Consider the following 21,862-nt stretch of genomic DNA (forward strand, 5'->3'; position numbering starts at 1 on the left):
ATACCGATACCCCCTACGGGTTTACTATATGTTTCAAATAGTTGGATGATATACCCTGCACCCCTAGGTCTACCCATCCAACTATTCCAATCTTTTATGAGCATTACCCTAATATACGACGACTCCTATTGTCAGTTGACTTAGCAACTGATGATATCAATGTCAGAGATTATCGAGATAGAAAACCTCACCAAGAGATTCGGTGAGAAGACAGCCGTGGACGGCATATCCTTCACGGTCCACGAGGGGGAGCTCTTCGGATTCCTCGGCCCCAACGGTGCTGGTAAGACCACCACCGTTAGGTGTGTCTCCACTCTTACCAACCTCACATCGGGGAAGGTCCTGGTGAACGGCGTGGATGTCATGAAGGATCCGGTCAAGGCGAAGCAGTATATGGGAGTCATCCAGCAACAGGTCTCCCTGGACAAGGACCTGAGTATCCGCGAGAACATGATCTCCCATGCGATGTACCATGGAATGGGCAAGCAGGAGAGGAACGAAAGGATCAATGAGCTGACTGAGTACTTCGGACTCGAAGAATACCTCGACAAACCCGTCGATTCGCTCTCCGGAGGATGGAAGAAAAGGGCCGCCATCGTCTGCGCGATGCTCCACCAGCCGAAGGTGCTCTTCCTGGATGAACCCACATCAGGACTTGACATCAACGCCAGGCGCCTGCTTTGGGATGTGGTGAAGAGGCTCAACCAGACCGGCACGACCATCGTACTCACAACCCACTATATCGAGGAGGCCCAGGCACTCTGCGACCGTGTGGGAATCATAGACCGCGGAAAGATCATCGCCCTGGATGCCCCAAGCAAACTGATTGAGGACACAGGGAAACTGGCCGTCGAGAATCTGGTCAACGGGAAGACCGAGTACAGGTACTTCAAGACGATGGCCGAGGCACAGCAATACGTGTCCGACAACAAACTGGAGGATGCGACGATAAGGAAAACGAACCTGGAGGACGTCTTCGTGGAATTGACCGGTAAATCGGTAGGTGATCAGAAATGAGCGAGAACGTCAACGGATACAAAAGGTACAACGGGTTCTTCCACCAGGTCTACCACATAGCATGGTCCGACCTGATGTTCCTGAAGCACAACGTCGCGAACATAGTCATCATGACCATCATGAGCCCGCTGCTCTACCTGATAGCTTTCGGTTACGGACTCAGGACCGGAGAAACGGACATAGGCGCATCCTACGTCGCTTTCGTCATCCCCGGAATCATGGCACTCTCGTCGCTATCGTCCTCGTTCGCCTCCACATCCACGAGGCTGAACGTCCAGAGGTTGTATTACAAGAGCTTCGATGAGATGATGATGTGCCCTGTGAGCCTTTCCGCCATAGTGTTCGGAAAGAGCGTACTGGGCCTGATCAGGGGAATGATCGGATGCTTCCTGATGTACGCGCTGGGCCTGTTCCTGGCGCCCGAACTCCAGCTCACTCCGCTCGCAATCGTTTCTGTGATTCTGAGCTGCGAGGTGTTCTCTCTGCTTGGAGTCGCCGGAGCGTTGCTGGCCAAGTCACATCAGTCCATGGCGACCTTCAACAGCCTGATCATCCTTCCGATGACCTTCCTGTGCGGTACCTTCTTCTCGGTATCGTCGCTGGACACCGTCTTCCAGGTTATTCTGTACTGCCTGCCTCTGACCCACAGCAGCCTTTGCATAAGGGCTGCGTGTCTGCCAGAGTACCTTCCAGACTTCCCATGGATATCGCTGATCGTGATATTCGCGTTCGGGGTGGCGCTGTTCATATTGAACTATTACCTGCTGAAGACCAGGAAGTTCTGAAAATATTTACCGGGGGGAATACCCCGGATCTTTCTCATGAATTGCGAACACCGTGAAGGATCTCGTCCAGGATGTACATGGCGCCCTGGATCCCGTAGATCGGCCTGGGGATCACATCATCCAATCCCATAGAGGAGTGGCCGATCGGGATTCCAATCTTGCATTCACCGTTGAGTTTCATCGTCAATGCGGTGATACCTTCGCTGAGGACCACATCGGAACCGACCAAAGGCTCCTTCCCGAACGAATCCCCATAGTCGATGCTCGCCAGGAACTCCTTTATCTTGGCGATCTCGCCCTCGTCGGAACCAGGATCCGCATCTACGGCAATCGGCGCCAGTGCCAGATAATCATAGAGCCACATCGTCATGGGCCTTATTACGGAGGCGATTCCCGCAATGGAGAACCTCAGTCCCTTGATACGTAGAGCGTTGTACTTCATCCCTACGAACTTGCGATAGATCTTGTCCCTGGCCTTGGCGATCCTCATCAAAGGTACGGACGCGTCCTTGCCGGTTGCCTCAGCGATGGTCTTGTACCAAGCCTCGGTGGCGTCGAAGCCTACTGGAGCGCCGGCATCGGACTCGATGATCTTCAGGCCCGTTGATCTGTAGAATTCGCACAGGTCGTGGCATGCCTCCTTACATACGACCACGCAGTACTCGGAATCCACTGATTCCCTCAGGGACTGCAAGTCCGCTCCTGCTCCTAGAATGCTCCTGACCTTGAGACCCATGGACTCGATGTTCTCCTTGAACTCGTCCAAAGCGCTCTCCCAATCCTTGTCCAGGACGGTCATGCCCAGGATATTGACGGTGTCCTTCACCGTCTCCCCTTTCTTCGGATCCAGATGCTCCATTATCTCGTGGAGGGTATGGTCGTAGCCCTGAGTGACCGGCATCGAGACTAGAGCCTCGTCCATCCAGATCGCACGGTCCTCCATTCCGGCCTCGCGTATTGCCCTCTCATGGTTGTCTCCGATGAGCCCGGCTCCCGGAGAATTAATAATGACCACCAGTCCGGGTTTCTTGGAATCTATGATCGGAAGCCCTTCCTCCAGCTTATAATAAGCCCCGTTTATGAAATCGTATTCGTCAAGATATGTGGCAGGAACCCTGGGGTAACCATAGAAATAGGGAATGAAGTAATCGTCATGCTCCTCCAGCCTCATCCTTGGGAAAACAGCGCTGGAGTACACCATGAACCTAACCCTGCATCCTCCTGGCCCGTGAAGCATCGCCAACGCATCGGATATGCTCTCTACGGCCATCACAGCACCCACGAATCCATCCGGCAGAGTGCGCTTCATCTCATCTCACCCCTCTTCCATCCCTCCATGACTGGAAGGCGCATTATGTTCTCAAGATACTGAACATAGTCCAGGACCGGCCTGAGCCCGATACCTATCTTTCCGACCCTGGCAAAGCGTATGCCGTCATCAGGTCTGGCGATGTCCGATATTATCAGGTCGGGCCTCAGGACCTTCAGGTCCTCCTTCATCTTCTCAGAATCATAATCCTGCGTTATGATGTCCAGATGCCTGGACACCAGTTCGGCCTTCTTCTTCCTTCCGGAAACCTGGACAGCTACCTTCACCAGGTCAGCTCCCAGATCAATGAGCAGGTCGATCAGCCAATCGACATTGAATGACAGCTTGTTGAGGATTATGATCTTCTTGCCGTCGAAACGAGGGCGGTGCTCCTCCACGAACACATCGTAGATCGCCTGCACCCTCTCAATCTCGGACTTGGCAGTATCCACCATATCTAATTGATCGCCTAGGCGGGACATCCAATCCTCGTAATCGTAAAGCCCGACGGGCAGAGGAATAGGGAACAGGTCCCTTCCGGTCCTCTCACGGACCAGTTCGTACAGCTCCCTATTGTTCGCGGTATCGTTAAGAAGCATGTCGAAAGAAGCCCTGCAGAATCCAACGACCTTTTCGGAAGTCGTCTCGTCCAATAGATTGCAGTTGATCCTCAATCCGAACCTGCCCAGCATCTCTTCCAGATCCTCCCTGTTCCTCTTGGTCTGGACATCGTAGAACGATGTGGCGATGATGTTAACCAATCCCTTCTCCGGCTTGACATCGAGGTCTACGGACTGGAGTATGTTCGATACCGCCATCATGAAACCATCGGTGTACTCCCCAGCGATGTCTCCGTCCGCGGGGACATACTGGATTTCGACACTCGGATTCTCTTTCATCATCCTGTCGATGACACTTATGCAGTCATCACCGATGATTCCGGGCATGCATGTGGTGACCACAGCTATCTTCCTGTGACCCTCGGCAATTGTGTCATTGAGAGCCTTCTCCAGATACTTGACTCCGCCAAAAATCGATACGGCATCATCCATCATGGTGCACCTCAGATGATGTGTGGGATCCGTCTTGAAAACATCCCTACCATATAGCTCCAGGATGGCCTTGCTGCGGGACGTGTCCATGAAATACAGACAGCTCTCCGGACCGTGGAGCACCACTGCGTAATCGCTTAACTTCATGTATGCTGCCAGCGCACCGTATGCGGCGCACGACATCATGATGCGTGAGTCCCTGATGGATCTCTTGCACCGTGTGCATCCGCCGCAGGGATCTCGAATCGTCCCGGGCTCTCCTGGGCGTATCTCCCTTCCGGCCGCGAGATCCGATAACTGGTCATCGTTGAGAGGATGCGGGTAGACGCAGGATACCTTTCCCTCGGAAACATCGATGATACGCTGGGCAACCAGATCTATCGATTTGGAGATCTCCGATTCGGGGAATATCTCCCTGACTGTGTGGCCCTGTCCCTCGGCCTCTGCGAACAGGTTGTCACGAGGCATGACGGCGATGACCTCCGTACCGGTGGCGGCTGCGAACCTCTTGACGAGCTCTTCCTCCCCATCGACCCCTCTGGAGTTCAGTAGGATACCTATCAGGCGCGGGGAGCCCGTGTCAAAATTGGCCAGCCCTTTCATGATGTTGTTCGCGGCGTACATCGCCATGAATTCCCCGGATGTTACCAGGATTATACCATCCGCATATTCGCCTCTCAGCGGAACTGCGAAACCTCCGCAGACAACATCCCCCAGGACGTCATAGATCTTCATATCCACGTCCAAGGAGTCAGCGCCGAGCTTTTTCAGAGTGTCGAATGTTGTGAGGATTCCGCGCCCTGCACACCCTATTCCAGGTTCCGGTCCCCCAGCCTCGGTGCATAATACACCCTCGGTGCCTTCCATTATGAGATCGTTCAGATCTCTCTTCCCGATTGGTGTGTTCCTTACATACTCAAGCACCGTAGGCTGCGCCTTTCCGCCTAAGAGCAATCTGGTGGAATCATGTTTCGGATCGCATCCGACCTGCATGACCTTACTTCCTTTCTTGGCGAGAGCGACGGAAATGTTGGCTGCCATGGTGGATTTGCCAATACCTCCCTTTCCGTAAAGTGCTAGCTGATACATAGTATCCTGAATAGAATAATCTAACATGGATATAAGTTGGATGGTACAACCATCAAATTACAAATCTGTTGGATGGGTTTCTGATGGACAAATATTCCTAGATAGGACATTGCTCATGATGTTACGGATAATCTATATTATTGGTCACCGATACCATGCTGGGCGAGCACGATGGGAATCAATATCGGCATCTGTGAAATGGAAGCGAAGAGCGCATCATGCAGAGAACTTAGGTCCACAATAATCAGAGTCCATGTTGACAAGACAGAGGGCTTTGAGGATATCTTGCAGTACGAGGACATCGTCGATCTCGAAACAGCCAAGAAAGCTGTCGGTGACTGGGATGCCTTCATCAAAAGGAACAGGATCAACGAGGAAACCGATGCTGTTTACATGAGCAAGGTCAAGAAGGACGAGGACATCGCACTTCTCCAGCCTCTTTCCAAGAAGGTCTGCACCGGATGGATTGCCATGGAGGGTCTCCCCGAGGACAAGAAACAGGCCGTTCTGAAAGTCGCCAGCAAAGACGACATCATCACAGGCTGGGATCAGCTGGAGTTCGATGAGATGAACGAGATGTGCGCCAAATGCCCGCTGTCATGGGACAAGGGACGCGGATGCATCGGAGCGTTCGGACCCGACACCAGCAAACTCCCCGAGATCGCTGCCAAATACAACTGCCCCATAACGGCTTCAGCACCCGAATCGTCCAAGTCGCACAAGATCTTCACACCCAAGGATGCCGAGGCTCTCCTGAAGGAAGTCGAGATCCTGAGGGATGCCCTTCCGAAAGAGGGAAAGGTCTTTGTAAACCGCTACGGAGGACCAGTCGACAGAATGGAAGCTGTCGCCAAGATCTCCGTTGCAGAGGGTTGCGGCTGGTATTTCTTCTGATCAGCGGTAACCGTTCAAACGCAGGATGAGGTCGGTCATGCCCTCTACCAGGGCGCAGACCCCCTTCATCCCCTGCTTGTCATCCTCATACTGAGGAGAATTCAAGGCATGGACTATCGGCAGAGGATTCGAACCACAGACGACCATGCCGTTGCGGAGCATGAAATCCACCATCTGATTGTAAACCAAGGATCCTCCGTCATGGGCGCAGACTGAGAAAGCACCACCCACTTTTCCTTTGAGACCCAGATCTCCCTTCTCGAATACCAATGCCGCCCTCTCCATGAAAGTCTGAAGGACGCTTGGACAGGCTCCCGCGTAGGTGGGGGATGCCATCAGGATACCATCTGCTGCCCTCATTTTATTGAGGATCCCGTTGAAGCCATCGTCCTCATCCATGCACCTGCCATCGCCGCGTATTTCACAGGTGAGACAAACGTTGCAGTTCACGAGTTGATACTCGTAGATGTGGATTACCTCCATCTCGATGCCTTCCCTGCCGAACATATCCTGCACCTCATTGAGGATGTTGCTGGTGTTGCCGATAGGGCGCGGACTTCCGTTGATGGCGATGACTTTCATGATTTCCCCATCGTCCACGACTTTATTAAGGATTATCGGGCGAAAACCTCCGATTGCTGGAAACCCTAGCCGAACGCTTAATAACAGCGTTAAAACTTCTTAACATTCGTAGGTGCGGGCGCACGCAATATATATGAAAACGCAATCGCACAGACATTCAAGGTGTATCCATGACAGACATGCTGAAGATCGTCGACCTCCATGTGGAAGCAGGCGGAAGGAAGATCCTCAAAGGCGTTAACCTCACAGTCAAAGAGGGTGAGACCAGCGTTCTCTTCGGTCCCAACGGATCAGGGAAATCCACCCTTCTGGCCAGCATTATGGGCTACAGCACGGTGACGGTCACGCAGGGAGAGATCATCTTCAAAGGGAAGAACATCACAGAGCTCCCGGTCGACGAGCGCGCCAAGCTCGGCATAGGCATGATGATGCAGAGACCTCCGAACATCTACGGGGTCAAGCTCGGCGACCTTCTCAAGGCCACAGCTGACAATCCCGAGAAAGCCATCTCCGAAGCTGACAGGTTCAGGATGGAGAAGTTCATGGAGAGAGAGGTCAACGTAGGATTCTCCGGAGGAGAGATCAAGAGATCAGAGCTCCTCCAGCTCACAGCGCAGAGCCCAGGGCTCCTGCTCCTGGACGAACCGGAATCCGGAGTCGACCTAGAATCCATAGACCTGATCGGACAGAAGGTCCACGACCTGCTGGAAGAGGGAAAGGATTCAAACGGAAGACACGTCTCATCATTGGTCATAACACACACCGGACAGATCATGGACTACATAGGTGCGAAGTACGGCTACGTCATGAGGGACGGAGTTATCGACCGCGTTGGAGACCCGATGGAGCTCCTGAAGGAGATCAGGGCCCACGGATACGGAGAGTGATTCGGATGCCAGAGAGTCAGACAGTGAAGGAAGCGCTCAACAAGAAGGCAGCGTACGGAAAGGATCTGGATTTGGAGCACTACGATGTCGAGGCCAATGAACAGGTTGTGGTCGATGACCTGAAGACGTCGGATTACAAGAGGTACATGGAGAATGTCGGAATCGTCGCTGACGAGATCGCACGCTCCGGAACACTGATGTTCATCGACAACAAGCCCAGCCACTGCTCTCCGAAGGTCCAGGAAGGACTTGAAATATCAACGGTCAAGGAGGCTCTGGAAAAGTACGACGGCCTCAGGGACCACTACTGGAAAGCCATGGACCCTACCAAGGACAAGTACACGGCCACGACCTATCTCGAAGACGGTGACGGATACTTCGTCAGGGTGAAGTCCGGATACCACATCAAGTATCCTCTGCAGACCTGCATGCTCCTCAACACCAACAGGGCCACACAGCACGTCCACAACATCGTCATCGTCGAGGACAATGCATCCCTGGAGATGATCACCGGATGCTCCACCGCCCACCATGCGGACGATTCACTTCACGTCGGTGTTTCCGAGATATACATCGGGGACAACGCCGATCTCACATTCAGCATGATCCACAGCTGGGGAAAGACCACCGGTGTACGTCCGAGGACCAACACCATAGTCGGGAAGAACTCGCACTACACAAACAACTACGTCATCCTCAACCCCGTGGGATCGCTCCAGAGCTTCCCTGTGGCAACACTGGGAGATAACTCGTCCGCGACATACAACACGATGTGCATCGCACATGAGAGCTCGGACATCGATACCGGCGGAATGGTCTACCTCAACGGAAGGAAGTCCAGGGCCGAGATCATGAGCAGATCCATCTCCATGGGCGGAAGGATGTGCGCCCGCGGACGCATGGTCGGAAACGCTCCAGAGGCCAAGGGACATCTGGAATGCAGGAGCATCATCCTCAAAGACGGCGGAACAACTCTGGCCATCCCGGAGCTCGAGGCACACGTCGCAGATGTCGAGATGACTCACGAAGCTGCTGTAGGTAAGGTTGCAAGGGACCAGATCGAGTACCTGATGTCCAGAGGGCTCAGCGAGGATGAGGCCGTCAGCATGATCGTCAAAGGATTCCTCTCAGGAGGATCGATCAACGGTCTTCCCCCAGAGCTCCAGAAGGAGCTCGACGAAGCCATCGCTGCAGCTAACGTCGGCGACTAAAACTAAACTATCAAGGGGCTTCGGCCCCATTCTTCTCAATTCTTGAATTCAGCACCCGTCTCGATGAGATGGATGATGTTGGCGTCGTCATCCTTTATCGAACAGAATGTGCCGAACGGTCCGCGTTTGGGTTCCTGCACGAACACCACACCTTCGTCTATCAAACGCCTGCGGGTGTTGTATGGAGAATCGACTCCGAAGTACAGGCCGGTATCGATGCCGGTTGCATCGGACCTCTTGAGAATGATCCTGCAGTTGCCTCTGACAAGGAACGCCTGATCATCATCTTTCGAGAGCAACTCCATAGAAAGTATGTCTACATAGAAACCCACGGCCCTTGAGATGTCCTTCGCCGGTATCGTGCATACGTGGATCGATTCCGGCAGACCTTCCACCGTGTACTCGAAATTAGCTCCGTGCGGATCCCCTAAAGGCATGCAACGAGCATCGGGGAATACGGTTATAAACGCTCTCAGCCGGGGATGCTGGATGGCAGACATCGCTTACCCCCAAGAGTTATATATGTGCCCATTATACACTGGAATGTTGCCCTGGTAGTGTAGCGGCCTATCATGAAGCCCTGTCGAGGCTTCGACACGGATTCAAATTCCGTCCAGGGCGCTCATCTTCTATTACATCAAAAATTCCATCGTTCTGAAGCAGTTATCCATACGATTTGTTTCGTGGGGCTCCCCACGATCATTAGAATCGGGTGAAGGGATTACCTTCTCTTCACCGAACCGTGCAGGAACACCGTGTTCTCGTTGGTCTTGTCATCGAACACCAGTTCCGCATCTACTCCGAACACGTCGGCCATGTTCTCGGGGGTGAGGACCTCCTCCGGCGTGCCTATCGCCAAGATCGTGTGGTCCTTGATCAGGAGGACACGGTCGCAGTACCTTGCGACCATCCCCAGATCGTGGGACACGATGACGACCGTGAGCCCGTCATTCCTCGAAAGGTCCCTGACGAGGTCCAGCACATCGAACTGGGTGTTGATATCCAGGTGCAGAGTCGGTTCATCCATCAGAAGGATCTGCGGGGTCTGGGCGAGGGCTCTTGCGATGATCACCCTCTGCCTCTCCCCTCCGCTCATGACGTTGATGTGCCTATCGGCGAAATCGGACAGGCCCACGCGCTCCAGGGCCGCATCCACGATGGTCTCGTCGCTGGTCGACATCCCCTCCATGAGCCCTTGGAACGGCATTCTGCCCATGGAAACGATGTCCCTGACCGTGAACGAGAACCTGACCTCGTTGGTCTGCGGGACCACGGCCACCTTCTTCGCGATGTCCTTCTTGGAGATGTCCTCTAGATCCTCGCCGTCCAGCAGGACGCATCCAGTCTGCGGCGACAGGTTCTTGTTTAGGTTCTTGAGCAGAGTGGTCTTCCCGCAGCCGTTCGGCCCGAGGATCCCGATGATCTCCCCCTCCCTGACCTGGAGGTCCACATCCTCAAGGACCGGCCGCTTGGAGTACGTGTACGACAGCCCTCTGGTCTCCAGCGTCAATTCCAGCCCACCTCCTTCTTCCTCCTGATGAGCAGGTAGATGAACAATGGAGCTCCGATCAGCGATGTGACCACTCCGATAGGCAGCGTGCCGTAATACGGCGCTATGACGTGAGTCAGATAGTCGCATATCAAAATGAAGCATGATCCGGCAACCATCGCCAGAGGCATGATGACCCTGTTGTCCGGGCCCAGCAGGATCCTTAGGATGTGCGGGATCACCAGACCTATGAATCCTATGACACCGACGAACGACACCGCTGCCGCGACGACCACCGTCGTCAGTATGAGGATGAACAGCCTGGTCTTCCTGACGTCGACCCCCAGGTCCATGGCGTGGGCGTCCCCGAGCATGAGGACGTTCAGGTTCTTGGCCTGCGTTATCAGCAATGCAGATGCGACCGTGATGATCGGTGCAGCGAAGGCTATCTCGCCCCAGTCGGCGTTGCCAAGGTTACCCATGGACCAGAACACTATGCCCTCCAGCTTCTCGCCGGAGATGAACGTGAGGAAAGACACCAGTGCTGAAAGCAACGCCGAGACGGCCACTCCCGATAGGATGAGCGTCTCGGTCCTGACCACGTTCCCGGTGCGGGCCATGGTGTACACCAGGGCCATCGTGAGGAAACATGTGACGAATGCGAGCACAGGGGTAGTTATGGCGACCGGTATGAACGGTATGACGAAGAGCATGCTGATCGCGGCCCCGAGAGATGCTCCCGAGGACAGACCGAGGATGTAGGGTGATGCGAGGGGGTTCTTGAACACCGCCTGCATGGCCGCTCCCGTGACCGCAAGTCCGGCACCCACGAAGATGCCTATGACCACCCTGGGTGCGTTGATGCCCAATATGATGATGTTCTGGGACCAGGTTCCCTTTCCCATAAGGGTGTCTATGACTTCCTGGAAGGTGTATGAGTTGCCCTCCGAGACCCAAGACAGGTCGAGGAGCACACAGAAAACGGTAAGGGCCAGGGTCGCCACCAAAGTGATGGCGAACCCTTTGGTCCTGAATAGTTTGGTCCCGTTCATCAGTCATTCCTCTTCGAGGCCTTACCTGAGGACCTCATGAAGAAGAATGCGACAGCCAGTATAATAACGACCGCTACAGCACCGGCGATTATGTACATCATCGTGGTGTCGGTGGAGCCTCCGGCCTCGGGGACGTCACCGCTGAACAGATCGGGGTACATGGCGCAGGCCATGGTCCAGACGCCCGTGGCGCTCTCGATGGAGAAGTTGTTCCATATGCCGTCCAATGCGATGATCTTCTGATCGTTGCCGAATATTCCCCTGAGGTAGTTCATATGGTCCTGGCTGTCGGCGATCTGACTGTCGGCGAAGATCATGACGTCGGGATAGTTCTCCTTCAACATGGGGAGACTTACCTCTATCGTGCTAGCACTCTTGGAATCGTCCTTGGTGACGACCTTTCCGCCGGCGGTCTCAATCATTATCGTCGTGATGGAGCTCGTATTACCGACCTTGTATACGCCGCTCGAGTAGGTGATGTAGAATGCCTCCTTCGGGGCCTTGTTCACCTTGGACAGCGTCTCGGAGATCGTGTCCGCCACGAGGCTCATCCTCTTGGCGTTGTCGTCCACCTTGCCGTTGCATACCATGGAGATCGTCTCCACGAATGCGATGATGTCGTCGTAGGTCTTCACGCTGCTGTCCCAATAGAGGACGTTCTTGAACCCGTAGGTGTCCAGGAAGGCGAGGTTTGCCTTGTACGACGGGGAGACGATGGCTATGACGACATCCTTATCCTTGTCGAACTTGCCCTTGGTGGGTTCGGCGGCATCGACGATGTCCGTCTCCAGCTGGGCCTTTCCGCTGCTGTAGATGTTACCGTTGGCGGCGATCCTGCCCTCCTCGATGTATGCCCTGAGCTTGTCGAAGACGGAGCTGGCATTGGTCTTCGAGTAGGAATCACACACCACAATCTTGTCGAGTGCGCCCACTCCGATGGCTGTAGCGGTGGCGCCGACGCCTATGGTCATTATGTGGTCGACGGGGCCGTCGAACGTGAATTCCGTCCCCTCTCCGTCCTTGACTGTGAACGCCGCATCCGAATCCTCGCCAGATAACACTATGGATACGGATGCGAAAATCATAATGGCCACCATGGCCAGAGCTGTTAATTTGGTGTTCATAATATCACTTATTGGAGGAAAAATATTACAAGTTAATAATACTATTGAACTTGAAAGTAACACCCATATGCGATATTGATAAATCGCATCAGATTATCGAGGTATCATGCGTTGGATGCTCCGCAGCAAGATTCACAGGGCGACAGTCACCGAGACCCGTCTAGATTATGAGGGGAGCATCACCATCGACGAGGACCTTGTTGAGAAGTCTGGGATGTGGAGCGGGGAGAAGGTTCTGGTCGCCAACGTCAACAACGGCAACCGCTTCGAGACCTATGTCATCCCCGGAAAGAGAGGATCGGGCATCATCGCCATCAACGGCGCCTCAGCCCATCTGTGCAAGGAAGGGGACAAGGTCATCATCATGGGATTCGAGCTCACCGATGAGCCCATCGGGGCGTATGTGCTCCTGGTCGATGATTCGAACAAGATCTCAAGGGAACTGTTGTACTGATGTTCACTTTTTATTCCGACGGGGGGTCCAGGGGAAATCCCGGGAAATCCGCTTACGCGATAGTGGTAGTCGAGGACGGGGAGGTCATCCATGAGCATTCGGAATACCTCGGCATCCATACCAACAACTATGCGGAATACCGCGGGCTGATAGCGGGGATTGCCAAGGTGCTCGAGTACAAAGGCACCGATGCGGAGTTCGTGATGGACTCCGAACTGGTCATCAAGCAGATGACCGGGAAGTACAAGGTCAAGAACCCGGATATGAAGGGCCTCTACGAAGACGCCAGGGCCCTTTGCTCAATGATACCGAATGTGAGATTCCGCAACGTCCGCAGGTCACAGGAACTTATCCCTAGAGCAGATATTCTCTTGAACGAAGAGCTGGACAGGCACCGATCACTGGATGCTCGATACGAGCTCCGAGATCTTCACCAGTTTCTGCTCTCCGGTTGCCATGTCCCTGAGGGTGACTGAATCCTCTTCGAGTTCCTTGGCACCGATGATGACGGCATACTTGGCCCTTACATCTGACGCATACTTCAACGCCTTGCCCATCTTACGGCCCATGATGTCTATGTCGGACGGAATACCTGCTGCACGGAGCATCGCCACGATCTCGGCCGATTTGATCCTGACCTCATCGGAGACGGGGACGACGTAAGCGCTTATGCCTTTGGGCTCATAGACCTGCCCCTCCTTCTCGATGGCCAGAAGGATCCTGTCGAATCCGATGGCGAATCCGGTGGAGAATACCTTCTCTCCTCCGAACAGCTCTGAGAGCGTGTACGAGCCTCCTCCGCAGATCTGCTTCTCCGCTCCGAGAGCTGGAGCCTCTGCTTCGAAGACCATTCCGGTGTAATAATCGAGTCCACGGACCACTCCGAGATCGATATCGAAGTTGTCAACTCCCATGGCATGCATGTACGATGTGACCTGTCTCAGATAATCTCCAGCCTCTCCGGGGACCTTGGACAGGACCTCGATTCCTCCGACCGTCTCAGTCAGCGTGAAGATGGAATCGATGACGTCGGATGCGACACCCATATCCTCGAGCAGAGGGCGGGCCTCGTCGTAAAGCTTCTTGTCCAGCTTCTGCAGGACCTCTGCCGTTCTCTCCTTGGGGACTCCGGCATCCGCTATTGCTTGCCTCAGAACTCCGATGTGTCCGATGTGTATCTTGTAATCCTTCAGACCGAGCTGCTTGATCATGGCGGCTGCCATGCAGATGACCTCTGCATCGGTCTCGGGTGTAGCCGAACCAATGAGCTCAGCACCGAACTGGAAGAACTCCCTGTACCTTCCGCTCTGAGGCCTCTCGTACCTGAAGCACTGTCCGAAGTAGAATATCTTGATCGGTTTGGGGTCGTTGCTCATACCGTTGACGAACATCCTGATCGCAGGAGCTGTCATCTCGGGACGGAGCGCTATGTCCCTGTCACCCTTGTCCTTGAAAGCATAGAGCTCCTTCAGAACATTGGGTCCCGACCTCAATATGAACAATTCAGCGTCTTCGAAAATGGGCGTCTCAATCTCCCTGAATCCGAAGGTCTGCGCAGTATGCCTGAGCCTGTTCTCATAGAACCTGCGTTTCTCCATCTCATCCGGGAGGAAATCCCTAGTACCGCGCGGACACTGAATCATGTTCCGAGCAACATCAGAGGAGTATAAAAGGACTATAATCGAAAGAGGGGGCATGGCCCCCATGTTTTTCAGATTTTGTCGTCAGGGAGGACATCGTCCTCCATCTTGGCGGCTTCGGCACTGGCCTTTGAAGATTCTGCGGCGATATCCTCCATCGACGGGATGGGTCCGAGCACATCGTCGGGATCCCCGACCGCCTTGCGGATGGAATCCACATCAGAGACTTCCCTGTCAGGAACGTTCTTGGCGGTGCCCAGGTATTCGGATACGCCCTCGACAAGCTTGGTGACTTCCATGGGGAAGAATATCTTCGATGACTCTCCCTCTCCGACCTTCTGAAGGGTCTGCATGGAAAGCACGGACATGGCCTTGGAATCCATGGTTGCGGCTCCGACTGAGAGGATCCTCAGCTTCTGGGCCTCTCCCTGTCCCTCCAGGATGGTTGCCAGCCTCTTTCCCTCTGCCTCGAGGATCATGGACTGCCTCAGACCCTCTGCCTCGAGGATACGGGACCTCTTCTTTCCCTCGGCTTCCAGGATGGCCGCCCTCTTCTGTCCGTCCGCCTCGAGGATGGCTGCACGTCTCTTCCTCTCCGCCGAGGTCTGCTCCTCCATGGAGTCCTTGACCTTCCTAGCGGGGTTGACTTCCCTGATCTCGACGGCCTCGATCTTGACTCCCCACTTGTCGGTGTTCTCATCGAGGATGTCTCTGAGGCTGACGTTGATCTTCTCTCTCGAGGACAGGATCTCGTCGAGCTCCATGTCTCCGATGATGGACCTCAGGGTAGTCTGTGCCAGATTGACGGTTGCGAATCTGTAGTTGGAGACCTCGAAATATGCGTTCTTGGGATCGGTCACCTTGATGTAAATGACCGCATCTACCTCCACGGGGGAGTTGTCCTTCGTGATGACTTCCTGCTTGGGAACGTCCAGGACCTCGGTACGGAGATCCATCTTGACGACCTCGTTGATAAGCGGGAATACCACATTCAGTCCCTGGTTCAGAACCCTGACGAACTTTCCGAGCCTCATATAGATGGCTTGTTCGTAGGGCCTGACGATCTTGATTCCGCTCGATATTACGAGCACCACAGCGATGATCACCACCGCTGTCATGATCATTATCATCTCATCCATTTGAACACCTCATGCTCTGCGGACGTGGACATGCACGCCTTCGCTACTCTCGACTACTACTTCCGTTCCTTCCTCGATGGGCTCGTCGGATGTCGCTGACCAGAGATCGCCGCTGATCCTGACCTTGCCCTTCATATTTCCCATCTCCGTGGCCACCGTGACCACTCCCGTCTTACCGACCAGAGATTCCGCAACCGTTGTCGACGGAGGCTCCGGTTTCGCCAGGTATTGGTAAGCCTTGAGCGTGATCAGAGTCACGGGTATTGCTACGACCAATGCGATCACGGGAGACCAGATGCTCATCAGGATGTCCGGCCAGAAGAGACCGACCACACCGAGGACCAACAGGACCACTCCCGGGATCACGCAGAAGCCGCCTGGTGCGAACACCTCATACACGAGGAACGCTGCACCTGCGATCAGTATTATGCAGGATATCATGAACGGATCCATGGTTCCGTATCAGCATGAGCATAGATTAACCTATTTCTGATAATCAAAGATTATCGAGTACAGTTGAATCGGAAGCCTATCATGCTGTGTCGGCCGCATCGAACTGGCTGATGAAGAGGTCCTTGTAGAATCCGCCCTTCTTCAACAGCTCTTCATGCCTGCCGGTCTCGACGATCTCTCCGTCCCTGACGACAAGGATCAGATCGGCATCCACAATGGTGGATAACCTGTGGGCAATGACGAATGACGTCCTGTTATCCATCATGCGGTCGGTGGCCTGTTTGATGAGCTTCTCGGTCAGCGGGTCCACAGAGCTGGTCGCCTCATCGAGGATTATCATCTTGGGATCGTCGATCATCGCCCTTGCGATGGCTATCTGCTGCTTCTGGCCCACCGATATTGATTCCGCATCACCCATCTTCGTGTCGTAGCCTTGCGGCAACGATGCGACCAGGTGATTGAGGCCGACGGCCTTGCATACCTCATCGAGCTTATTGTCGGTTATGCCTTCGGCATTGAACACGATGTTCTCCCTCAACGTCCCTTCGAACGTCCATGTCTCCTGAAGAACCATTCCGAACAGGCTCCTGACCTGTTCCCTGGTCATTTCCTTGACAGGTATGCCATCGATCAGTATCTCTCCCGAATCTACCTCGTAGAACCTCATGAGGAGGTTTATGAGAGTGGTCTTACCAGCACCGGTCGGTCCTACTATGGCAACCTTCTGCCCGGATTCCACGGAAAGGGACAGATTGTTGATCACCTTCTTCTCATCGTAACCGAAGCTGACGTCCCTGAACTCCACCTTTCCTTTGATGCCCGATATGTCCACAACCTCCCTCTCCTGAGGCATCTCGTCATAGCCCAGGAATATGAACACCCTCTCCGCCGCTGCCGCTACGGACTGCATGCTGACGATGGCATTGGAAATCTGCGAGAAGGCGCTGGTGAACATCTTGACGTAGATCATGAACGCCACGATGACTCCGAAGGTTATCGTTCCGTTCATGTACAGCAGCGCCCCGGCGACACAGATCAGTACGTAGGCCACATTGCTGATCAGACCGCTGAGATATGCTGAGACGCTTCCCAGGAACTGGGACCTGAAAGCGGTGTGCCCAAGCTCGTCGTTGATCTTGTTGAACCTGTCCATGGCCTCCTTCTGGCCTGCGTAGATGGTGACTACAGCATGCCCAGTGTACTGCTCTTCGACAAGTCCGTTCATGGCACCGAGGTTCTTCTGCTGCGACCTGAAGTATTTCTGGGTGCGTTTGGCGATGGTCTTCACCAGGATGAAACCGACAACGGCTATCGCCACTGAGAGTATGGTAAGATGGATGTCCAGGAACACCATCAGGATGAATGCCATGCTCAGAGTCGTTATGGCGGTCACCAAAGACCCTATGCATTGGTTCATAGACATACCGAGCGTGTCCACATCATTGGTGACACGGCTCATCACATCCCCTTTCGATGACTGGTCGAAGTACCTGAGGGGGATCCTGTTCATCTTCCTTGAGATGTCCCTGCGGAACATCTGTGCGCATCTCTGAGACACTGTGGCCATCAGATAGTTCTCGAAGAAATTCAGCAACCCGCTGACCACGTAAATCGTGATCAGCAGGTAACCGATGGATATGACGGAATCATAATCCATCACGGTCTCGAGTCCTTCCTTGATGAGGTTGGTCATGTCGCTGATGTAATAGGGACCGAGCAAGGCAAGTCCGGAAGATATCGCGGACAGCGCAGCGGTCACCACGAACAGATACTTGTAGCGCTTGATGTATCTGAAGATGTCCTTCCAGGCCTCGGTGAAATTCTCAGGCTTCTTGGAATCCATCATTCCATCACCTCGTAGTCCTGGATCCTGGCCATCTCCCTGTAGATATCGCAATCCTTCAGGAGCTGTTCGTGCTTGCCGTTACCGACCATCTTTCCGTCGGAAAGGACTATTATCCTGTCGGCATCGGCTATCGTCCCTATCCTTTGCGATACGATGAGTATGGTGGAACCCGAAGTCTCCTTCTTCAGGTTCCTGCGAACCTGAGCGTCCGTCTTGAAATCCAATGCGGAGAAGGTATCGTCGAAGATGTAGATCTCCGGACGCTTGCAGACCGCTCTGGCGATGGAGATCCTCTGCCTCTGTCCACCCGAGAGGTTGCTTCCCATCTGCTCGACGACGGTATCCAATCCTTCCTTCGATTGCAGGAATGTGTCTATGCATGCCACGCGGGCTGCGGCCATCATCTCATCATCGGAACAATCAGATCTGCCGTATCCGATGTTGAATCTCGCCGTTCCCGAGAAGAGCATTGGTTTCTGGGTTGCGTAACCGATCTTCGAACGGAGAACGTCCAGATCATAGTCCTTGACATCGATGCCATCGATCACCACCTTGCCTGAGGTGGCGTCGAACATGCGGGGGACCAGATTGACCAGCGATGTCTTTCCTGAACCGGTCTGTCCTATGACTGCGACGGTCTCTCCCCTGCGCACATCGAACGATATGCCGGAAAGAGCCTCTGCCTTGCTGCCAGGATAGGCGAACGCGACATCCTTGAACGAGATGCAAACATCGGTATCCTCTGATTCGGTGACGGTTCCGTTCAGGATTGTGGTGTCGGTATCGATGACTTCTCTGACCCTCCTTCCGCAGATAATAGCTCTGGGCAATCCCATCGCGACATGGGCCAGAAGGATGAAGGCGGATACGACGTACATGATGTACGAGGAGAATACGATCATATTCGAGAACACTATGAGCGCGTCATCGGCCGAAGCGGCTAATATGATCCCTGCGCCCAGCATGTATATGGCCACGGTCAGTATGTTTTGGACCACACCGTTGAAAGGGCGGGTGAACGCCAGCAGACGAGATGCGTAGAGATTGTTCTCTGTGAGTTCATCGTTAGCGTCATCGGCCTTCTTGTTCTGATAATCCTCTGCGTTGAAGGCACGGATGACCCTCACTCCGGAGAGACCTTCCCTCACGGTCCTGTTCATCTCGTCGGTGTATCCCTGGACCTTCCTGTAGCGCGGTATGACGTAGTAAAGCATGAAGATCTGGACGATGATGATGGCGGTGATTCCGACAGCTGTGACCTCGGTCCATTCCCAGCTTCCGGTAGCCACCTTGCTCAACGCTATGTATGTCATCACCGGGACCATGACGATAAGCTTGGATGTCCTGCCCATGGCCAGCTGAACCTGGGTGACATCATTGGTCGAACGGGTTATGAGACTGTAGATGTTGAATCTGCCCATCTCCTCCGGCGAGAAGGATTGTACCTTCTCGAACTGCTTCTTCCTGAGGATCTTCGCGAACTCCGATGCGACATATGCAGCGATGCCTCCGGCAGCGACGGAACAGAACACACTGGCGATGGAACATCCAATCATGGCAAGCCCCTCGTCCATGATCAGATTGGCAGGGCTGCTCTGACTGAGAAGGACCGTGATTCTGGCCATGTATCCCGGGATCTCCAGGTCGAAGAATACCTGAGTGGAAATCACTACGGTCATGAGGGCCAGCAGTGCCCAGTGTGAAGGTTTCAGGAATCTCAGTACGCTCTTCAGTCCATCGCCCCTCTATAGTTGACTAAGCAACCATCTTCATTAGCGGATATATATCTTCTACCTTCCACAATACTGGCGCTCCCGCCAACAACATATAAAAACAATGAAACATACCCACCCCTTACAAAATTAAATCCCAGCCGGCGAGGTATGTCGACGGGTCGATAGTGATTGAAATGAAGGCTTTGTACAACGACGGCAGCGTCAACGAGTGCGAAGATGACCTGAAGGTCATAAGGCACACGGCTGCCCACGTGATGGCCCAGGCGGTGCAGAGGCTGTACCCTGGGACCAAATTGGCGATTGGACCTGCGATCGAAGACGGATTCTACTACGATTTCGACAAGGAGGGCGGTTTCGTCCCCGAGGACCTCGAGAAGATCGAGGCCGAGATGAAGAAGATCGTAAAGGAGAACCTGAAACTCGAGACATACACAATGTCGAGGCAGGAAGCCATCGATTATCTGAAATCCAAAGGCGAGATCTACAAGGTCCAGCTCGTGGTCGAGCTACCCCAGGACGCTAGCATCAGCTTCTACAAGCAGGGCGAGTTCGTAGATCTCTGTGCAGGACCCCACGCTCTATACACGAAAGCGGTCAAAGAGTTCAAACTCACATCCATAGCCGGTGCCTACTGGAGAGGCGACGAGAACAACAAGATGCTCTCCCGTATCTACGGTACCGCATGGGATTCCAAGGAGGCGCTGGACAAGTACCTCACCATGCTCGAGGAGGCCAAGAAGAGAGACCACAGGAAGCTCGGAAAGGAGCTCGGTCTCTTCACCATCATGGAGGAGGGACAGGGATTCCCGTTCTACCTCCCCAAGGGAATGGTCCTCAGGAACACCCTCATCGAATACTGGAGGGAGCTCCACACCCGCGAGAACTACTACGAGATCTCCACCCCGCTCATCCTGGACCAGCAGCTTTGGCTGAGGTCCGGTCACTGGGATCACTACAAGGAGAACATGTACACCACTGTCATCGATGACGCGATCCACTGCATCAAGCCTATGAACTGCCCAGGAGGCATCCTCGTCTACAAGAACGAGAACCACTCCTACAAGGAGCTGCCTCTGAGGCTCGGAGAGCTCGGAACCGTGCACAGGCACGAGAGGTCCGGAACCCTCCACGGTCTGTTCAGAGTAAGATGCTTCACCCAGGATGATGCACACATCTTCATGACCCCCGAGCAGATCCCTGACGAGATCGCAGGAGTCGTCAGGCTCGTCGATGAGGTCTATTCCAAATTCGGATTCAACTACCACATCGAACTCTCCACCAGGCCCGAGAACTCCATGGGAACCGACGAGGAGTGGGAGATGGCGACCAACGGTCTCAAGAAGGCACTGGACTCGCTTGGACGCGAGTACGCCATCCACGAGGGTGACGGAGCGTTCTACGGACCCAAGATCGACTTCCACGTCGAGGACTCTCTCGGAAGGACCTGGCAGTGCGGAACCATCCAGCTGGACTTCCAGCTGCCCCAGAGGTTCGACATCAACTACATCGGAGCCGACGGAGAGAAGCACAGGCCCATCATGATCCACCGTGTCATCTACGGATCCATCGACAGGTTCATGGGAATCCTCATCGAGCACTACGGAGGAAAGTTCCCCACCTGGCTCGCACCCGTTCAGGTCAGGGTCCTCTCGGTCTCCGAGAAGTCCTTCGACTATGCCGAGCAGGTGGCTGCCAAGCTGAAGGCTGCCGGAATCAGGGTCAAGCTGGACAACAGAGGCGAGAAGATCGGATACAAGATCCGTGAGGCTCAGCTCCAGAAGGTCCCCTACATGCTGGTCCTCGGAGAGAACGAGGTCCAGGACGGAACCATAGTCACCGTCAGGAAGAGGGACGGAGGAGACCAGGGTACCGTCAAGCTCGATGACTTCATCGCCGACCTCCAGAAAGAGATCGCCGACAGGGTCTGATCAAACTAATTCCGCACCTTCGGGTGCGGTCTTTTTCTTCTAGAAGTCATCACAATGGATAATGCTGCCAATACATACGATACGCCGTTATGTCATTCAGACCGAATGCGTAGTTTTATCGAAGTTTTTCGTATAATATATTCCGATTTTCGAATAATTACTATCGTATTTCGAA

20 protein-coding genes and 1 tRNA gene are annotated in these 21,862 nt (G+C 54.1%); 9 read left to right on the plus strand and 12 right to left on the minus strand.

What is annotated here, in order from left to right; genetic code table 11:
- Nucleotides 1-159 precede the first annotated feature (159 nt).
- Entirely contained in the window at nucleotides 160-1,017 is an 858-nt protein-coding gene (locus PED39_00255) for an ABC transporter ATP-binding protein (GenBank protein WII07663.1), read from the plus strand.
- On the plus strand, nucleotides 1,014-1,802 hold the full coding sequence (locus PED39_00260; protein WII07664.1) for an ABC transporter permease: 789 nt from the start codon (nucleotides 1,014-1,016) through the stop codon (nucleotides 1,800-1,802). The genes PED39_00255 and PED39_00260 overlap by 4 nt, the downstream gene beginning before the upstream one ends.
- Before the next feature lie 34 nt (nucleotides 1,803-1,836).
- On the opposite strand, the gene PED39_00265 is transcribed toward PED39_00260, so the two are convergent.
- The gene (locus tag PED39_00265) at nucleotides 1,837-3,111 is read right to left on the minus strand and encodes a hypothetical protein (GenBank protein WII07665.1); all 1,275 of its coding nucleotides are present in this window, start codon (nucleotides 3,109-3,111) and stop codon (nucleotides 1,837-1,839) included.
- Nucleotides 3,108-5,252: an AAA family ATPase gene (locus PED39_00270; protein ID WII07666.1), complete on the minus strand. Its 2,145-nt coding sequence runs from the start codon at nucleotides 5,250-5,252 to the stop codon at nucleotides 3,108-3,110. Before PED39_00270 ends, PED39_00265 begins: the two co-directional genes overlap by 4 nt.
- Nucleotides 5,253-5,423: 171 nt before the next feature.
- Here PED39_00270 and PED39_00275 point away from each other — a divergent pair, with 171 nt between their 5' ends.
- Complete coding sequence (locus PED39_00275; GenBank protein WII07667.1) at nucleotides 5,424-6,146, plus strand: hypothetical protein; 723 nt, start codon at nucleotides 5,424-5,426, stop codon at nucleotides 6,144-6,146.
- On the opposite strand, the gene PED39_00280 is transcribed toward PED39_00275, so the two are convergent.
- Nucleotides 6,147-6,728, minus strand: a complete 582-nt coding sequence (locus PED39_00280) for a flavodoxin family protein (GenBank protein ID WII07668.1) — start codon at nucleotides 6,726-6,728, stop codon at nucleotides 6,147-6,149.
- 170 nt (nucleotides 6,729-6,898) lie between these two features.
- Here PED39_00280 and PED39_00285 point away from each other — a divergent pair, with 170 nt between their 5' ends.
- Together PED39_00285 and PED39_00290 are read left to right on the plus strand one after the other, a co-directional pair.
- Entirely contained in the window at nucleotides 6,899-7,615 is a 717-nt protein-coding gene (locus tag PED39_00285; GenBank protein ID WII07669.1) for an ABC transporter ATP-binding protein, read from the plus strand.
- Between the two features lie 5 nt (nucleotides 7,616-7,620).
- A complete protein-coding gene (locus PED39_00290) occupies nucleotides 7,621-8,826 on the plus strand; it encodes a SufD family Fe-S cluster assembly protein (protein WII07670.1) in 1,206 nt (401 codons plus the stop codon).
- Nucleotides 8,827-8,861: 35 nt separating this feature from the next.
- Here PED39_00290 and PED39_00295 read toward each other — a convergent pair whose 3' ends face one another.
- Nucleotides 8,862-9,263 (minus strand): VOC family protein, encoded by a 402-nt coding sequence (locus PED39_00295; GenBank protein ID WII07671.1) that lies wholly within the window; start codon nucleotides 9,261-9,263, stop codon nucleotides 8,862-8,864.
- 111 nt (nucleotides 9,264-9,374) lie between these two features.
- Between PED39_00295 and PED39_00300 the strand changes: the two genes are divergently transcribed.
- Nucleotides 9,375-9,447: transfer RNA gene (locus PED39_00300), tRNA-Asp, on the plus strand.
- 100 nt (nucleotides 9,448-9,547) lie between these two features.
- Here PED39_00300 and PED39_00305 read toward each other — a convergent pair.
- From PED39_00305 to PED39_00315, 3 genes are read right to left on the minus strand one after another with little or no spacing between them, the layout of a single operon-like run.
- A complete protein-coding gene (locus tag PED39_00305) occupies nucleotides 9,548-10,336 on the minus strand; it encodes an ABC transporter ATP-binding protein (GenBank protein WII07672.1) in 789 nt (262 codons plus the stop codon).
- The gene (locus PED39_00310) at nucleotides 10,333-11,367 is read right to left on the minus strand and encodes an iron ABC transporter permease (GenBank protein ID WII07673.1); all 1,035 of its coding nucleotides are present in this window, start codon (nucleotides 11,365-11,367) and stop codon (nucleotides 10,333-10,335) included. The genes PED39_00305 and PED39_00310 overlap by 4 nt, the downstream gene beginning before the upstream one ends.
- Nucleotides 11,367-12,491: a hypothetical protein gene (locus PED39_00315; GenBank protein ID WII07674.1), complete on the minus strand. Its 1,125-nt coding sequence runs from the start codon at nucleotides 12,489-12,491 to the stop codon at nucleotides 11,367-11,369. Before PED39_00315 ends, PED39_00310 begins: the two co-directional genes overlap by 1 nt.
- A 106-nt stretch (nucleotides 12,492-12,597) precedes the next feature.
- On the opposite strand from PED39_00315, the gene PED39_00320 reads away from it, so the two are divergent.
- Both PED39_00320 and PED39_00325 read left to right on the plus strand, forming a co-directional pair.
- Nucleotides 12,598-12,945, plus strand: coding sequence for an aspartate 1-decarboxylase (locus tag PED39_00320; GenBank protein ID WII07675.1), 348 nt, complete (start codon nucleotides 12,598-12,600; stop codon nucleotides 12,943-12,945).
- Nucleotides 12,945-13,421 carry a ribonuclease HI family protein gene (locus tag PED39_00325; GenBank protein ID WII07676.1) on the plus strand — a complete coding sequence of 159 codons (477 nt, stop codon included), beginning with the start codon at nucleotides 12,945-12,947 and terminating at the stop codon, nucleotides 13,419-13,421. Before PED39_00320 ends, PED39_00325 begins: the two co-directional genes overlap by 1 nt.
- On the opposite strand, the gene hisS is transcribed toward PED39_00325, so the two are convergent.
- The 5 genes from hisS to PED39_00350 all read right to left on the minus strand — a co-directional run bounded on the left by hisS (nucleotide 13,344) and on the right by PED39_00350 (nucleotide 19,702).
- On the minus strand, nucleotides 13,344-14,588 hold the full coding sequence (hisS, locus tag PED39_00330; protein WII07677.1) for a histidine--tRNA ligase: 1,245 nt from the start codon (nucleotides 14,586-14,588) through the stop codon (nucleotides 13,344-13,346). The two genes, PED39_00325 and hisS, sit on opposite strands and share 78 nt — an antisense overlap.
- Nucleotides 14,589-14,656: 68 nt before the next feature.
- Nucleotides 14,657-15,724: an SPFH domain-containing protein gene (locus PED39_00335; GenBank protein WII07678.1), complete on the minus strand. Its 1,068-nt coding sequence runs from the start codon at nucleotides 15,722-15,724 to the stop codon at nucleotides 14,657-14,659.
- A gap of 9 nt (nucleotides 15,725-15,733) precedes the next feature.
- Nucleotides 15,734-16,177: an NfeD family protein gene (locus PED39_00340; GenBank protein ID WII07679.1), complete on the minus strand. Its 444-nt coding sequence runs from the start codon at nucleotides 16,175-16,177 to the stop codon at nucleotides 15,734-15,736.
- Nucleotides 16,178-16,256: 79 nt separating this feature from the next.
- Complete coding sequence (locus PED39_00345; protein WII07680.1) at nucleotides 16,257-18,023, minus strand: ABC transporter ATP-binding protein; 1,767 nt, start codon at nucleotides 18,021-18,023, stop codon at nucleotides 16,257-16,259.
- Nucleotides 18,020-19,702, minus strand: coding sequence for an ABC transporter ATP-binding protein (locus PED39_00350; GenBank protein WII07681.1), 1,683 nt, complete (start codon nucleotides 19,700-19,702; stop codon nucleotides 18,020-18,022). The genes PED39_00345 and PED39_00350 overlap by 4 nt, the downstream gene beginning before the upstream one ends.
- A gap of 230 nt (nucleotides 19,703-19,932) precedes the next feature.
- On the opposite strand from PED39_00350, the gene thrS reads away from it, so the two are divergent.
- The gene (thrS, locus tag PED39_00355; protein ID WII07682.1) at nucleotides 19,933-21,687 is read left to right on the plus strand and encodes a threonine--tRNA ligase; all 1,755 of its coding nucleotides are present in this window, start codon (nucleotides 19,933-19,935) and stop codon (nucleotides 21,685-21,687) included.
- Nucleotides 21,688-21,862 lie beyond the last annotated feature (175 nt).

Source organism: Methanomassiliicoccales archaeon LGM-RCC1, assembly GCA_030168575.1.
Classification (GTDB): Archaea; Thermoplasmatota; Thermoplasmata; order Methanomassiliicoccales; family Methanomethylophilaceae; genus Methanoprimaticola.